General features: G+C 71.3%; 10 protein-coding genes and 3 pseudogenes. 5 read left to right on the top strand and 8 right to left on the bottom strand.

Annotated features, from left to right (window positions below):
- Positions 1–224 precede the first annotated feature (224 nt).
- The 4 genes and pseudogenes from O7634_RS19660 to O7634_RS31910 form a co-directional block, all read right to left on the bottom strand.
- Positions 225–2,708: a DNA topoisomerase IV subunit A gene (locus O7634_RS19660; protein ID WP_278151579.1), complete on the bottom strand. Its 2,484-nt coding sequence runs from the start codon at positions 2,706–2,708 to the stop codon at positions 225–227.
- 32 nt (positions 2,709–2,740) lie between these two features.
- Positions 2,741–3,379, bottom strand: a pseudogene (locus O7634_RS31920) (toprim domain-containing protein); the annotation flags it as partial.
- A gap of 6 nt (positions 3,380–3,385) precedes the next feature.
- Positions 3,386–4,756 (bottom strand): annotated as a pseudogene (locus O7634_RS31915) (DNA topoisomerase); the annotation flags it as partial.
- Positions 4,730–6,220: pseudogene (locus O7634_RS31910) on the bottom strand (ATP-binding protein); the annotation flags it as partial. The pseudogenes O7634_RS31915 and O7634_RS31910, both read right to left, overlap by 27 nt.
- Positions 6,221–6,421: 201 nt before the next feature.
- Between O7634_RS31910 and O7634_RS19650 the strand changes: the two are divergent.
- Both O7634_RS19650 and O7634_RS19645 read left to right on the top strand, forming a co-directional pair.
- Positions 6,422–7,678 carry a hypothetical protein gene (locus O7634_RS19650; protein WP_278151577.1) on the top strand — a complete coding sequence of 419 codons (1,257 nt, stop codon included), beginning with the start codon at positions 6,422–6,424 and terminating at the stop codon, positions 7,676–7,678.
- A gap of 118 nt (positions 7,679–7,796) precedes the next feature.
- Positions 7,797–8,660: an alpha/beta fold hydrolase gene (locus O7634_RS19645; RefSeq protein WP_278151576.1), complete on the top strand. Its 864-nt coding sequence runs from the start codon at positions 7,797–7,799 to the stop codon at positions 8,658–8,660.
- Between the two features lie 321 nt (positions 8,661–8,981).
- Here O7634_RS19645 and O7634_RS19640 read toward each other — a convergent pair whose 3' ends face one another.
- Entirely contained in the window at positions 8,982–9,158 is a 177-nt protein-coding gene (locus O7634_RS19640; protein WP_278151575.1) for a hypothetical protein, read from the bottom strand.
- A 187-nt stretch (positions 9,159–9,345) separates the two neighbouring features.
- Here O7634_RS19640 and O7634_RS19635 point away from each other — a divergent pair, with 187 nt between their 5' ends.
- Positions 9,346–9,975 carry a hypothetical protein gene (locus tag O7634_RS19635; RefSeq protein ID WP_278151574.1) on the top strand — a complete coding sequence of 210 codons (630 nt, stop codon included), beginning with the start codon at positions 9,346–9,348 and terminating at the stop codon, positions 9,973–9,975.
- Between the two features lie 136 nt (positions 9,976–10,111).
- Positions 10,112–10,483 carry a hypothetical protein gene (locus O7634_RS19630; protein ID WP_278151573.1) on the top strand — a complete coding sequence of 124 codons (372 nt, stop codon included), beginning with the start codon at positions 10,112–10,114 and terminating at the stop codon, positions 10,481–10,483.
- Between the two features lie 27 nt (positions 10,484–10,510).
- On the opposite strand, the gene O7634_RS19625 is transcribed toward O7634_RS19630, so the two are convergent.
- The gene (locus O7634_RS19625; RefSeq protein ID WP_278151572.1) at positions 10,511–11,428 is read right to left on the bottom strand and encodes a DUF72 domain-containing protein; all 918 of its coding nucleotides are present in this window, start codon (positions 11,426–11,428) and stop codon (positions 10,511–10,513) included.
- Positions 11,429–11,558: 130 nt separating this feature from the next.
- Here O7634_RS19625 and O7634_RS19620 point away from each other — a divergent pair, with 130 nt between their 5' ends.
- On the top strand, positions 11,559–12,062 hold the full coding sequence (locus O7634_RS19620) for a DinB family protein (RefSeq protein WP_278151571.1): 504 nt from the start codon (positions 11,559–11,561) through the stop codon (positions 12,060–12,062).
- A gap of 42 nt (positions 12,063–12,104) precedes the next feature.
- On the opposite strand, the gene O7634_RS19615 is transcribed toward O7634_RS19620, so the two are convergent.
- Both O7634_RS19615 and O7634_RS19610 read right to left on the bottom strand, forming a co-directional pair.
- A complete protein-coding gene (locus O7634_RS19615; RefSeq protein WP_278151570.1) occupies positions 12,105–14,168 on the bottom strand; it encodes a glycogen debranching N-terminal domain-containing protein in 2,064 nt (687 codons plus the stop codon).
- Complete coding sequence (locus O7634_RS19610) at positions 14,165–14,641, bottom strand: SCP2 sterol-binding domain-containing protein (RefSeq protein WP_278151569.1); 477 nt, start codon at positions 14,639–14,641, stop codon at positions 14,165–14,167. Before O7634_RS19610 ends, O7634_RS19615 begins: the two co-directional genes overlap by 4 nt.
- Positions 14,642–14,677 lie beyond the last annotated feature (36 nt).

Genomic DNA, 14,677 nt, shown 5'->3' with positions numbered 1-14,677 from the left:
CCACCGCGCCACACCGCGCCACACCGCGCCACACCGCGCCACGGCGCGCCGCAGCGCACCCGCACAACACCCTCAGACTTAGTTGACCATGAAGTTGTTGCCAGGAATACCGGCGTGTCCTGGCAACAACTTCATGATCGACGCGTGCGGCTCGTGCGACTCGTGCGGCGCGTGCGACTCGTGCGGTCCGTGCGGCTCGTGCGGCGGGGAGGGGGAGGCGGGGATCAGTCGCGTTCTATGAGGTGGCCGATCACCGTTGGGCCGAGCATGACCGCGAAGCCGCTGCCGTCGCGGCGGGGATCCGCCGCCGGAAGCTCCACCGGCTCGCCGTTCGCGGTCGCGCCGACAGGGCGCGGGCCCACCCACGCCACGGCGACGTCCGTCTCACCCTTGAGGAACCGGTGGGCACGCACGCCGCCGGTGGCCCGGCCCTTCGCCGGGTACGCCGCGAACGGCGTCACCTTGACCGTCGCCCCGGTGGACGTGACCACCATCGGCTCGCCGTGCCCCGGATCGTCGGTGCGCACCGCGCCGAAGAACACCACCTGCGCGCCCGTCGGCAGGTTGATGCCGGCCATGCCGCCACCCTTCAGGCCCTGCGGACGAACCAGCCCGGCGGAGAAGCGCAGCAGCGACGCCTCCGAGGTGACGAACGTCAGCGTCTCGGTGCCGTCGGTGAGCCAGGTCGCCCCCACCACCTCGTCACCGTCGCGAAGGCCGATCACCTCGAACTCGTCGGATCGTACCGGCCACTCCGGCGCGCAGATCTTCACCGCGCCCTGCCGGGTGCCCAGCGCCAGACCGGGTGAGCCGTCCGCCTGCCCACCGAGCGGGGCCAGGCCGACAACGGTCTCCCCCGCCGCCAACGGCACCAGCTCGGCCGCCGACATGCCGCCGCGCAGCGACACGGTGCCTGCCTGCTCGGGCAGCACCGGCAGCGGCAGGACGTCGACCTTGAACGCCCGACCGGCACTGGTCAGCAGCAGCACCCGGCCACGGGCGGTGGAGTGCACGATGGCGCGTACCGTGTCGTGCTTGACCCGACCGTTGCGTCGGCGCCCCTCGGCGCTCTCCTCCGACTCGGCCGCGGTCCTGGCGACCAGTCCGGTCGCGGAGAGGATCACCTGGCAGGGATCGTCGGCCACCTCCAGGGGGCCGGCCGGCGCGGACGCGGCCAGCACCTCCTTCAGGTCGCCGTCGACGAGCGTCGTACGCCGTTCGGCGCCGAACTGCTTGACCACCGCCGCCAACTCGTCGGAGACCACCTTCTTGAGCACCCGCTCGTCGTCGAGGATGGCGCTCAGCTCGGCGATCTCGGCGCGCAGCCGCTCCTGCTCGGACTCCAGCTCGATCCGGTCGAACTTGGTGAGGCGCCGCAGCGGAGTGTCCAGGATGTAGGTGGCCTGGATGTCGGAGAGGCCGAACCGGCTCATCAGCCCGTCCTTCGCGGCCTGCGCGTCGTCGCTGCCCCGGATCAGCCGGACCACCTCGTCGATGTCCAGCAGGGCGATCAGCAGGCCGTCGACCAGGTGCAGCCGTTCCTGGCGCTTGCGCCGCCGGTACGTGGTGCGCCGGGTGACCACCTCGTACCGGTGGGCCAGGAAGACCTCCAACAGCGCCTTCAATCCCAGGGTACGGGGCTGGCCGTCGACCAGGACCAGGTTGTTGACGCCGAACGACTGCTCCAGGGGGGTCAACCGGTAGAGGTCGGCGAGCAGCGCCTGCGGGTTGACGCCGACCTTGCACTCCACGACGAGCCGGGTGCCGCTCTCCCGGTCGGTGAGGTCCTTGACGTCGGCGATGCCGGTCAGCCGCTTGGTCTTGGTGACCTCGTTCGTGATCGCCGCGATGACCTTCTCGGCGCCCACGCCGTAGGGCAGCTCGACGACGGTGATCGCCTGTCGGCCCCGGCTGCCCTCGATCGGGCCGATCTCGACCTTGCCGCGCATCCGCACCACGCCACGTCCGGTCTCGTACGCGCGGCGCACCTCGTCCAGGCCGAGCAGCACGCCACCGGTGGGCAGGTCGGGGCCGGGGACGAACTCCATGAGTTTGTCCAGTGTGGCGTCCGGGTGCTTGATCAACCAGCGGGCCGCCTGGACCACCTCGCCGAGGTTGTGCGGGATCATGTTGGTGGCCATCCCGACAGCGATCCCGGACGCGCCGTTGACCAGCAGGTTGGGGAAGGCCGCCGGCAGCACCGTCGGCTGGGTCAGCGAGCCGTCGTAGTTGGGCTCGACGTCGACGGTGTCCTCGCCCAGCTCGCCGACGAGCAGCATCGCCTCCCGGGACATCCGGGCTTCGGTGTAGCGGGACGCGGCTGGACCGTCGTCGGGGGACCCGAAGTTTCCGTGCCCGTCGATGAGGGGCACGTTGAGCGAGAAGTCCTGCGCGAGGCGGACCATCGCGTCGTAGATCGCCGTGTCGCCGTGCGGATGGTACTTTCCCATCGTATCCCCGACAATTCGGGCAGACTTCACGTGCCCTCGGTCGGGGCGGTAGCCCTGCTCGTACATCGACCAGAGGATGCGCCGATGCACGGGCTTGAGGCCGTCGCGGGCATCCGGCAGGGCACGGGAGTGGATGACCGAGAACGCGTACTCCAGGTAGGAGTCGGAGACCTCGGTGACCAGCGGATTGTCGAAGACCCGCGCGCCGGCCTGGTCGAACGAGGAGAGATCGACCTTGTCTTCCTTACGGCGTGCCATGGCTCAGCTTTCCCCCAGAACACAGCAGGTGGTCATGCGTCGATCGCGTCCCGGTCGACCCGGTCGGCGGAGTCGATGAGCCAGTTGCGGCGCGGCTCGACCTTCTCGCCCATCAGGAGTTCGAGGATCCGTTCGGCGGCCTCCACGTCGTCGAGGGTGATCCGCCGGACGGCCCGGGTGGCCGGGTTCATCGTGGTCTCCCACAGCTCGTCGGCGTCCATCTCACCCAGACCCTTGAAGCGCGGGATCGGGGTGACGATCTGCTTGCCGGCCTTCTCCAGACTGCGGACCGTCGACTCCATCTCGACCTGGGTGTAGGTGTAGACGGTCTGCGGGTTACGCCCCTTCGTCGTGATCTTGTGCAGGGGCGGCATCGCGGCGTAGAGCCGACCGGCCTCGATCAGCGGACGCATGTACCGCGCGAAGAGAGTGATCAGCAGCGTACGGATGTGCGCGCCGTCCACGTCGGCGTCGGCCATGATCAGCACGCGGCCGTACCGCAGCGCGGCGAGGTCGAACGTGCGCCCCGAGCCCGCGCCGAGGACCTGGACGATGGCGGCGCACTCGGCATTGTCCAGAACCTGCTGGAGGTTGGCCTTCTGCACGTTGAGGATCTTGCCGCGGATCGGCAGCAACGCCTGGTATTCGGAGGTCCGCGCTACCCGGGCGCTGTTGTGGACGAACACGCCAGCTTCGAGGGCGAAGTTGTGGTACCCGTCAACCGTCAGGTCGTAGACGTCGGCTGTCTCGTCGAGCACCTCCACCGACACCACTTGGTGATTGACAAGCGAGGCGGCGTCACGAAGTCGGCCGTAATCTCCGTCGTACAGGGCTAGAAGCCGTGCGAAGCGGAGGCCGGTGCGAGCGGTACGCACCCGCTCGGCTTCGTAAGTGGCTGACAATTCCTCGTCGGGATGCGCCAGCAACGGTGCCAGCCGACGGAGCGCTGCTAGACGGCGACCTTCGTTCTGCTGGCGACGGGAATGTTGATCACCGAATTCTGGATTGTCCCGATGCCAGGCCAACACCGCATTGCGCTGGCGGTCTCGCTCGGCGGGGTCCGCAAACTGCTCTACGGTCTTCCGAGAGCGCCAGGTACGCAAGTCGTGGTCCTGCCACTGCTGTACTGACCGCTCGCGCCACTGCTGGCGACGAGACGGGTCAGCAAAGTATTGGCGAACCCGTTCGGCTGCCGCTGCCCGATGTTCGGGGTGCGCCCAGTAGGTGGCCTGCCGCTCACGCATCCGCTCGGCGTAAGCGCCTTGCTCCTCGGTGCCGAGCGCGTTGTACCACTCCTGGAAGCCCTTCTCAAATCTAGCGCGAAACGCTGGCGACTCGTTGAGCGCGAACAGGCGAGCGAGACACGCCTCACGGAAATCAGGATCTCGCCACTGACTTGTCAGCATGGCTGACCGGAACTCCCGGCCGCCGTTGGCGAACCACTCCCGCCAACCGGCGTGGACGTGGTCGCCCATCATTGCGGCGTGCAGTGCGGTGTGATCCGGCCAGGTCATCCGCCGCAGGTTGCGGGGGTCGTTGTTGCGCTTGTTGATGTCGATGTGGTGACGGACATTCCCGTTGGTTGCGCTGTCCTTGCCATGGCGCAGATTCCACGCGTCAGCCAGGTAGTGGGTGTAGACCCATTCGTCCCGGTCGTTCATCCAGACTCGCTCGTAGCCCTGGAGGTTATGCCCTTCCGCCTTACTGGAGAGGCGGCGATACAGGGGCATCAGGGAGTCGCCCTCGACAAGCGAGTCAGCCCGACGGTAGGAGCCGTCGCGCAGCCGGAACCGATGATCAGGTGTGCAACGCACCGACTCGCCGTTGTCGAGCGTGACCCGCACCAACGGCGCGTCAGACTTGGTGAGCCGGGGTTCCACCAGGGGGGCGACGACGACCCGACCGGCCTTGTTGGTCGTGTAACCAAAGTGGCTGATGCCTCGCTGCCAGTCTGCAGCCAATTCAGCGAAGGACCGACTCTGCCCCGAGGCCAGTGCGACTTTCGTGTCACCGGTGAAGCAACCGAGGGCGCTGTCTCCCTCGACGATGAACAGCTCGCTCCGTTCCACCCCTGTTGCCCGGCAGTCGACGAGCTTCGGCGGCATCGACGCGCCCTCCAGGGCGGTCTTACGCCGGGCGGCGTCCTTCTGCTGCTTCTGCGTGAGCCGCACCCGGGCCGCGTCGACGATCTTCTGTAGGACGGTCCGCGCCTCGGCCTTGGTGCGCCGGTCCTCCAGCCAGGCCTTGACGTGCGCGTCGACCAGGCCCTGGATCACCTTGGTGATGCCGGTGGTGGACAGCTCGTCCTTGGTCTGCGAGGTGAACTGCGGCTCCGGGATGCGCACGTGCACCACCGCCGTCATGCCCTCCAGGACGTCGTCCAGGGTGGGCGGCTCCTCCTTGGCCTTGAGCAGGCCGCGGGTGTTGCGGACCGCGTCGGCGAGGGTGCGCACCAGGGCCCGCTCGAAGCCCTTGCGGTGGGTGCCGCCGTGGGCGTTGCGGATGGTGTTGGTGAAGCACTCGACGGTGCGCTCGTAACCGGTGCCCCAGCGGAAGGCCACCTCGACCTCGGCACGACGCTGCACGTTGGACTGCATCACACCGTTGGCGTCGGCGGCGTTCTCCCGGTAGGTGCCCTCGCCGTTGACCAGCAGGATGCCGGAGACCGGCCGGTCGCCGGCCGGGGCGAGGAACTCCACCATGTCGCTGAGGCCGTTGGGGTAGTGGAACCGCTCCTCGACCGGCGTCTCGCCGGTCAGGTCACGCAGCAGGTAGGTCACGCCGGGGACCAGGAAGGCGGTGTTGCGCAGCTTCATCCGGACCGCGTCGACGTCGAGCGCCGCGCCGGTCTCGAAGTAGCGGGCGTCGTGCCACCAGCGGATCGAGGTGCCGGTGCGTTGGCCGCGCTTCATCGCGCCGGTCACCTGCAGGCCGGGGCCGGCGGTGAAGGGCGCGTCCGGCCCGGCACCGTCGAAGATCCCGGGAACGCCGTGCCGGAACGACATCGCGTGGACCTTGCCGCCACGGCGGACTGTCACGTCGAAGCGGCGCGACAGCGCGTTGACGGCCGACGCGCCGACGCCGTGCAGACCGCCGGACGTCTTGTAGCCGGAGCCGCCGAACTTGCCGCCCGCGTGCAGGCGGGTCAGCACCAGCTCGACGCCGGAGATGCCGGACTTGGCGTGCACGTCGGTGGGAATGCCCCGGCCGTCGTCGTCGACCTGGACCGAGCCGTCCGGGTGCAGGATCACCTCGACGTGGCTGGCGTGGCCGGCGACACCCTCGTCGGTGGAGTTGTCGAGGATCTCGTTGACGAGGTGACCCACGCCACGGCTGTCGGTGGAGCCGATGTACATGCCGGGACGCTTGCGGACGGCGTCCAGCCCCTCGAGGTGGGTGAGGTCATCGGCCCCGTACAGGGTGTCAGGCTCTGCGGTCAACTGGTCGTACTCCCCGGTCTCGGCGGTGTGCAGCCGGTCACCGGCGAGATCAGCCGGCGTGGCGCGCCGCAGCGAGCCTAGCCCGAGCCTGGGACAAGTCCCGGAGGGCCCGCGCGAACCGCCGCGCGGGGCCCCCCGGACGTGAGCCAGCAAACAGTACGCCCGCGTGTCCTTCGTCGAACGAATCTGTTACGGGCCATTGACGCCCGTCGCACGCGGGTGATCTGATCGCGCTCTCAGAGAATCTTTCATCTTTCGATGGATGGGGGCCCCATGCCCAGGTTCCGGCGTACCGCGCTCGCCGCGGGACTGACGATCGCCATGGCCGCGCTGTCGACCGCCGTCGCGCTGCCCACACCCGCGTCCGCCGCGCTGCCCACCGCCGCGGTGGCGCTCGGGGACAGCTTCATCAGCGGCGAGGGCGCCGGGGCGTACACCCCGGTGGTCGACGCCAGCGGGGTGAGCCAGGGCTTCCCCGGCTGGACGGCGCCGAACAACAACGCCTACTTCTGCCACCGCTCGGCGAACGCCTCCCTCCACCAGGCCAACCTGCCCGGCATCCAGAACCGGTTCAACCTGGCGTGCTCGGGCGGCCAGCCCTACGACATCGCCAACGCCTCGCAGTCGCGCGCCAAGGGCCGCGGCGTGGCGTCGCAGCTCGACCAGCTCCGCGCCGTCGCGCAGACCCAGGACATCGATCTGGTGCTGATCGGCCTGGGCTCGAACAACAGCTCGTTCACCTTCGGCAACGTGGCGGAGACCTGCGCCAACCGGTTCATCGCCGACGCCTGGACGGGCTGGTGGGAGTTCTGGGCGTACCTGAACGGGCCGGTGGAGCAGAAGCCGTGCGGTGACGCCGACCTGGCCACCGCCGCGCAGCTCAGCGCCGCGACGGCGGAGACCACCAATGCCGTACGCCAACTGCTGACCACTCTGGACCAGGTGGACGCGGACGGGCAGCACCGGGTGGTGTTCCAGGACTACACGAACCCGTTGCCGCTGGACCTGAACCCGCAGTTCCACGAGGAGGACGGTCGGGACGACACCCGGGACAAGTTCCGTGACCTGGGCGCCGAGCGGTACGCGGCCGGATGCCCGATCCACCGGGCCAGCCTGGCCCCGGGCCACCGCTTCTCGCAGGGTCTGGGCACGCTCGTCAGGTCCGCCCGGGACACGCTGGCCGCCGAGTTCCCGGGCGACGACCTGGTCTACCTGAACGTGCAGCAGGCGTTCAACGGCGCCCGGCTGTGTGAGCAGACGACCAGCCCGACAGGGGCCCTGGCCACGCCGATCCGGCTCCAGGACGGCGCGAACGGCACCTTCGTCACCAGCCTCTCCGGCAAGGACAAGATCGCGATCCAGCGGATCGCCAACACCTGCGTCAGCTACTTCCAGACCTGCCAGGAGTCCTGGCACCCGAACGCGACCGGACACCAGGTGCTCGGCCAGTGCCTCAGCGGGGCGGCGGCCACCAGTGCCCGGGCCGTGACCTGCGTCCGGGCCGGCAACGGGACGATCTCCGTCTCCTGACCCGGCCACCCGGCGCCCCGGCGCGCCGCCACCCGGAGGGCTCCGCCACCGCGGAGCCCTCCGTCGTGTCCGGACCCTGCGGCTACCCGTCGGTAACGTCGGGTCGTAGGCTGTGCCGGTGAGCGGGGAACCGGAGTACGCGCAGGAGTTCGTCGACGTCGACGGCGGTCGGTTGGGTGTCCAGGTCTATCCGGAGCCGACCGGCACCACCGGCGCGCCGGTTGTGGTGATCTGGCCCGCGATGGGGGTCCGCGCCCGCTACTACCGGCCGTTCGCCGCCGAGCTGCGCGCCGCCGGGCTGGCCGTGATCGTGGCCGACCTGCGCGGCACCGGGACCAGCACCCCCGCGCCGAGCCGGGCCGACCGGTACGGCTACGCCGAGCTGGCCGACGACGTCGGGGCCGTCCTGGCCGCGCTCAAGCCACGACTGGACGGTCGCGCCCGGTTGCTGCTCGGCCACTCGCTCGGCGGGCAGGCCGCCCTGCTGCACCTCGCCCGGCACGGCGACGCCGAGGTGGACGGGCTCGCGCTGGTGGCGGTCGGCGTCCCGTACTGGCGCAGCTACCCCGGTCCGCGCGGCGTCGGGGTGCTGCCGTACACGCAGGGGATCGCCGCCACCGCGGCGCTGCTCGGCGTCTGGCCCGGCTGGGGCTTCGGCGGTCGGCAGGCGCGTGGCGTGATCCGCGACTGGGCGTACACCGCGCGGACCGGCCGGTTCCCCCGGCTGGACGGGTCGGACACCGAGGCGGCCCTCCGCGCGGTGCGCACGCCCGTGCTGGCCGTGAGCGTGGACGACGACCAGTACACCCCGCACGACACCATGGACCACCTCTGCGCCAAGCTCGGCGGCGCCCCGGTGACCCGGGAGCGCTACACGGTGGCCGAGGCCGGCGCACCGCTGGACCACTTCACCTGGGTTCGGGCGAGCGCCCCACTGGCGCGGCGCATCGCCACCCTCGCCGGCGACCTGCCGCCGCGCTGACACGGCGCATCACCACCCTCGCCGGCGACCTGCCGCCGCGCTGACACGGCGCATCACCACCCTCGCCGGCGACCTGCCGCCGCGCTGACACGGCGCATCACCACCCTCGCCGGCGACCTGCCGCCGCGCTGACACGGCGCATCACCACCCTCGCCGGCGACCTGCCGCCGCGCTGACACGGCGCATCACCACCCTCGCCGGCGACCTGCCGCCGCGCTGACACGGCGCATCACCACCCTCGCCGGCGACCTGCCGCCGCGCTGACACGGCGCATCACCACCCTCGCCGGCGACCTGCCGCCGCGCTGAGCCGGACCGGCGGTCAGCCGGTCTCGTCCTGGTCCAGCGGCACCAGGTCGCCGTCGCGCTCCACCTGGATCTCCGCGTGCTCCCGGCGGGGCGCGACCTCCGCCGTCGTGCGGTGCGGGTCGTTGTCCGGGTGCATCAGCACCGCGTCCGTCTTGGGGGTCTTCTCCCGGCTCTCGTCCGGCTGTGACATCACGTTCCCCTCTCGTCGGCCGCGCTGGGTCTACCCGCCACCGGGCGGACGACTCCTGGCTCCGCCGTGGCGACCACGGGAGGTGTCCCTGACCTGCCCGTACGGCACGGATCGACCCGCTCGGGGCGGGGTTAGCCGCGCGAGCGGCGGGTAAGCCGCAGCGCCCGACACGGCGGAAGGGGATCACATGTCCGAACGGCACACCGCACTGCGCTCCATGCACGATCTGGGCCTGGCGGCCTGGTTTGGGGGCTCCCTCATGGGTGCCTTCGGTGTCAACGGCGCAGCGGCGAAAATCAGCGATTCGACCCAACGGCTCCCGGTGGCCTCGGCCGGCTGGTCCAAGTGGACCCCGGTCAACGCGGCGGCGATCGGCGCCCACCTGGCCGGCGCAGTCGGCGAGTTGGTGACCGAGAGCCCACGGGTGGCGGCCCAGTCCGGCGTCGGCCGGGCCAGCGCGATCAAGACCGTGTTGACGATCGGCGCGCTGGCGGTGACCGGCTACAGCCGGCTGGTCGGCATGCGGCTGGAGAAGGCCGGCGGTCCGTCGGTGAGCGGCGCCACCGAGCCCAACCACCAGACCCCGGCCAGCGTGGCGGCCTCGCAACGGCAGATGAAACTGCTCCAGTGGGCCATTCCGGCGCTGACCGGAACCCTCGTGGTGGTCACCGCGTACATGGGCGAGCAGCAGAAGCCCGGACAGGTGTTCCGCGGAATGCTCGGTCGCGCCGGCGGGATGAAGGGCGCCTCGAAAACCATGATCAAGATGGCGGGGATGAGCAACGGCAAGCGCCACATGGCGATGGCCGGACGCTGAGACGCCGGGCCGACCGGCGTCCCGCCGCCACCTCGACGGCGGGGCGCTGGTCGGCCCTGCGCGGCCCGGCCGTACGCGGTGGCGGCGGAGCAGGGCAGGCACGTCCGCCGGTGGCGGACCGACGAGTGGGGTGGCCATGACGGCACGCGATGGACGCGGCGGGGACAACGACCGGCTGGAGCCGGAGGCGGTCGAACCGTGGGGCACCGGTGACGGATTCGACGCCGACGCGCCCTGGGGGACGGACACGGATTCGCCGCTGGACGAGGGCAGCGAGGAGACGGCGGTGCCCGAGGGGCGGCGCGGCGAGCGGCGCGCGGGCGCGCCGTCGGGCTCGTCGGAGCCGGCGGGCCGGCACGGCTTCGGCTCGGTCGAACCCACACGGATGACGATGGCCGGACCGGGCGCTCCGCCCGACCCGGCGCCCAGCGGCCGGACGTTCCCCGACGACGCGGACGTCGGCGAGTCCACCCAGGACGCGCTGCGCAGCAGGGGACGTCGCTCCTGAGCCGCCCCGGTGCCCGGCTGCCGCGCCTCAGCCAGCGGGCGCGGCCCGCGCCGGAACCGCCCGGTCGTCGGCCATCCGCTCGGCGAGCAGTTGCGCCAGCCGGGTGGCGTCGCGTTGGGCCTGCCCGGCGCAGCAGTTGTTGAACAGGACGTGCAGGTCGTCGGGTTGACCGGCGAACTCGGCCAGTAGCTTGGCCCAGTGCCGAAGCTCGTCCTCGGCGTACTCGTAGCGGAACTTGTCCTCCTTGTCGCCGCCGCCCCAGGCGTCGCTGTGCCCGTGGAACCTGACGATCGCCGGCTCGGCCGTCCGGGCCAGGATCGGCGGCACCGACGACGGGTGGCCCTGCGGCATGTCGACGCAGACCAGCGAGAGGTCGTTGGCGCGCAGCAGGTCCAGCGTGTCCGCCTCGGCGTCGTCGGTGAACCAGGAGCCGTGCCGCACCTCCACGCCGACCCGCCACGGCCGGCAGCGCTGCGCCAGCTCGACGATCCGTCGCTCGGCGGCGGGGCTGCGCACCAGCCACGGCGGGAACTGCAACAGCACCACACCCAGCTTGCCGGCCGCCGCGATCGGCTCGAGGGCCGTCCGGAACCGGGCCCACAGCTCGTCGTACGCCCCCTCCGGCAGGTCGCGGCGGCGGACGCGGCTCGGTCCGGCGGCCGGGCGCAGGTCCCTCGGCAGCGCGGCGACCGGCGTCGGATGGCCGGTGAAGAGGCGGAACGCCTTGACGTCGAAGGTGAAGTCGTCCGGCGTGGCGTCCACCCAGCCCTGCGTGGTCTCCGGGACCGGCACCGCGTAGTAGGACGTGTCCACTTCGACAAGCGGGAACCGGCTGGCGTAGAAGCCCAGCCGGCGGGCCGGCGTGCTGGCCGAGCGCGGGTACCACCCGGAGCGCAGCAGCGACTGGTCCGCCCAGGACGACGTGCCCACCCTAATCACACCCATGGTATTCAGTGGACCGCCGCGCGCGCCGATCGGCAACCGCTGCGGGCCGCCGTCGCCCGGTGTGGATACCGGACAGTGTCGGTGGCCGGTCCTACGGTGTCGGTGGATGGACGTCGACGAAGGGTGGCTCATGACCAACACACAGCAGCTCACCGGCGAGCGGGCCGATCTGCTCGAGAGCCTGCGCCGGCAGCGGGGTTTCCTCCTGCACACGGTCGACGGGCTCACCGACGAGCAGGCGGCCACCCGCTCGACCGTCAGTGAGCTGTGCCTCGGCGGCCTCATCAAGCACGTGGCCACCGTGGAGCACCGCTGGATGCTCTTCGCCACCGGTGGCGCCGACGCGATGGAACGGGAGCCGATCGACTGGGTCGGCCAGTTCCGGATGTCCCCGGGCGACACGCTGGCCGGGCTCGTCGAGCGCTTCCACCAGGTGGCCGCCCACACCGACGAGCTGGTCGCCACCCTCGACCTGGACACGGCACACCCGTTGCCGCAGGCGCCCTGGTTCGAGCCGGGGGCGAGCTGGACGGTCCGCCGGGTGATGCTGCACGTGATCGCCGAGGTGTCCCAGCACGCCGGGCACGCCGACATCCTGCGCGAGTCGATCGACGGCGCCAGGACCATGGGCTGACCGGCGCGGGCGACCGGGGCCACGCGCCGGCCGCCGCGGGCGTCAGCGCACTCGCGGGCGGTGCCGGCCCTCGGTGGTCCGGTCCCTTGCGTACGCGTCGGAGTGGCCCCAGCGGCCCGGGACGTCCAGCAGCTCCAGCCGACCGAACCCCTCCGGCACGGCCGGGTTGACCAGCAGGTTGTCGCCGACGGGTCGCAACCCCAACGTGACGCTCAGCAGCATCAGCAGCGCCCCGGACGACCATGCCTGCGGGCGACCGGCCTCCGGCAACTGCACCGGATACGTCGTCAGCCTGCGCTCGTGGCCGGCGATCGCCTCCGGCACTGCTCCGCCGAGCGTCTGCGCCAGGTCGAAGATGCCGGCCGCGATGGTGGCTGCCTCCCGGTCACGGCGGTAACGGCGGAGGCCGGCGGCGATCAGCGCGTTGTCCGCCGGCCACACCGCGCCCAGGTGCGCGCCCAACGGGTTGTACGGGCGCTGCCCGGCGGCGAAGGTGCGCACCCCCCAACCGCTGAACAGGCGTGGCCCGACCAGGTGCCCGGCGACCACCTCGGCGCGCTCCTCCGGGACGATGCCGCTCCACAGCAGATGCCCCATGTTGGACGCCAGCGCGTCGACCGGCTCGCCGTACGGGTCGAGCGCCAGCGCGTAGTACTCCCGGTGCGGCAGCCAGAAGTCCCTGTTGAAACGGTCCCTCAGCGCCTCGGCCTCGCGTTCCAGCCGGTCGGCGTACGCGTTGTCGTCCCAGAACTCCCGGGCCAGCCGGGCCGCGCGCCTCTTCGCGTCGTACGCGTAGCCCTGCAACTCGCAGGTGGCGCGGGGCAGGGCCGGCTGCCGGCCGTCGGCGCTGGTGATCGCGTCCGGGGAGTCCTTCCAACACTGGTTGAGCGGGCCGTCGCGCTCGTTGCGGCGCTGGTAGCGCACGTAACCGTCCCCGGTCAGGTCGCCGTACTCGTCGATCCAGTCCAACGCCATCCGGGCCGGGTGCCGCAGCTCGCGCACCAGGTCCGCGTCGCCGGACCAGCGCTCGTACTCGTCGAGCAGGATGACGAAGAGAGCGCTGGTGTCGGCCGAGCCGTAGTAGAGCGCGTGCGCCCGGTCGCCGAACGCGCCGGACTCGCCGTAGCGCAGGTGGGCCAGGATCTTTCCCGGCTCCTCGTCCAGGCCGTCGTCGAGCTGGCTGCCCTGCATGAAAGCCAGCATCCGCAGCGTCGCGGGGGTCAGTTGGGGGGTGAACGCCAGGGTCTGGAGGCACGTGATGATGCTGTGCCGCCCACACAACCACATGGTCCACGGCAGGCCGGCGATCGGCACCCGGTCGTCGTACGACAACGGCCGGTACCGCAGCGCCGCCAGGTCGGCCAGGCTGCCCAGGTACAACTCCACCAGCCCGTCGCGTTCGGCGACCAGCTGCGGCGCCCCGTCCATCCAGGCCGCCAGGTCCTCGCGCATCCCCGTGCGCACGGCCCGCTGGTGTGACTCCAGCGAGGCGCGTACGTCCTCCCCGTCCGCGCCGCCCATGGTCATGGCGACGTGCAGGTCGGTCTCCCACTTGCCCCCGGCGTCCACCCGGATCCGGAACGTCATCCCGCCCTCGTCGACGTCGACGGGAGCGGTGCTGCGCACCGTGGTCTGCCGGACGAACCGCTGCCGTTGGTAGCGCAGCACGAGCTGCTGGTGGGACGAGTCCGCGGTGACCTCGACGGCCCGCTGCCGGAGGTGCCCGATCTCCGCGATGTCGCTGAAGTCGCTGCCCATCTCCACCCGCACTGTGAACTCGGCGGGCCGCGACGAGTGGTTCAGCACCGTGATGTTCTCGTGCAGGCAGTCGTGGATCGAGCGGTACCGGATGATCGACACGTCGGCGTCGACGTAGTGGCTGGCCGCGCCGGGGACCAGGAAGAACCGGGTCTCGAAGTACGTCATGTCGTCGCGGGAGAGCGCGTTGATCCGTTCGCCGTCGATCCTGAGCACCCAGTGCGACAGGAACCGCGTGTCGTACGCGAAGAGACCGACCGGCGAGCGCGCGTCGGCCTCGATGTCGCCCTGGGCGTCGCTCATCGCGAACACGTTGCCGGCGATCACGTGCAGCAGCTCCTGCTTCACGGCCGTCCCTCCCGAGCGTCCGCCGTGCCGCGCCCCGAGGCGCTGGCGTCCGCCACGCCGCGCCGCGGGTCGTCGGCGTCGGCCCTGCCGCCGGAGGCGCGGGAAGCGACCGCGGCTCGGCCCAACTCCCGTGGATGCCGGGCCCCGCTGGGTCCGGCGAAGATGCGCCGCAGCACCATCAGCAGTCGCATGTCGCCCTGCACGGTCAACTCGTGGCGCAGCAGCGCGGCACCCGGATGCAGCTCGCCGCTGACCATCTGGTCGAACACCTGCCGGTCCGCGCGGATCACCAGGTCGGCGTCGTCGGCCGACCGCGACACCTGGACGTGCTGGTCGGCGACAGTGAGGTACCAGTGGTCGGTGCAGTCGTGGGCGGCGACGTCCAACCGCACGGTGCCGGCGGTGGTCTCCGGCAGGTTGAAGCGCCGATCGGCGTCCCACTGTCCCAGGTACTCCTCCGCCGTCACGCCCATCGGATCCCCTTCCCCACGGTGTCCCCGCAGGTTCAC

Source organism: Micromonospora sp. WMMD1120 (genome assembly GCF_029626235.1).
GTDB lineage: Bacteria > Actinomycetota > Actinomycetes > Mycobacteriales > Micromonosporaceae > Micromonospora.
Note: the sequence above shows the minus strand (reverse complement) of the source record. Positions and strands in the feature narration are given on the sequence as shown.

Bases quoted from the DNA above. Each gene is read 5' to 3' on its own strand.
- O7634_RS19650 (WP_278151577.1), top strand. From the start codon at position 6,422: ATGCCCAGGTTCCGGCGTACCGCGCTCGCCGCGGGACTGACGATCGCC.
- O7634_RS19640 (WP_278151575.1), bottom strand. From the start codon at position 9,158: ATGTCACAGCCGGACGAGAGCCGGGAGAAGACCCCCAAGACGGACGCG.
- O7634_RS19620 (WP_278151571.1), top strand. From the start codon at position 11,559: ATGACCAACACACAGCAGCTCACCGGCGAGCGGGCCGATCTGCTCGAG.
- O7634_RS19660 (WP_278151579.1), bottom strand. From the start codon at position 2,708: ATGGCACGCCGTAAGGAAGACAAGGTCGATCTCTCCTCGTTCGACCAG.
- O7634_RS19610 (WP_278151569.1), bottom strand. From the start codon at position 14,641: ATGGGCGTGACGGCGGAGGAGTACCTGGGACAGTGGGACGCCGATCGG.
- O7634_RS19625 (WP_278151572.1), bottom strand. From the start codon at position 11,428: ATGGGTGTGATTAGGGTGGGCACGTCGTCCTGGGCGGACCAGTCGCTG.
- O7634_RS19635 (WP_278151574.1), top strand. From the start codon at position 9,346: ATGTCCGAACGGCACACCGCACTGCGCTCCATGCACGATCTGGGCCTG.
- O7634_RS19630 (WP_278151573.1), top strand. From the start codon at position 10,112: ATGACGGCACGCGATGGACGCGGCGGGGACAACGACCGGCTGGAGCCG.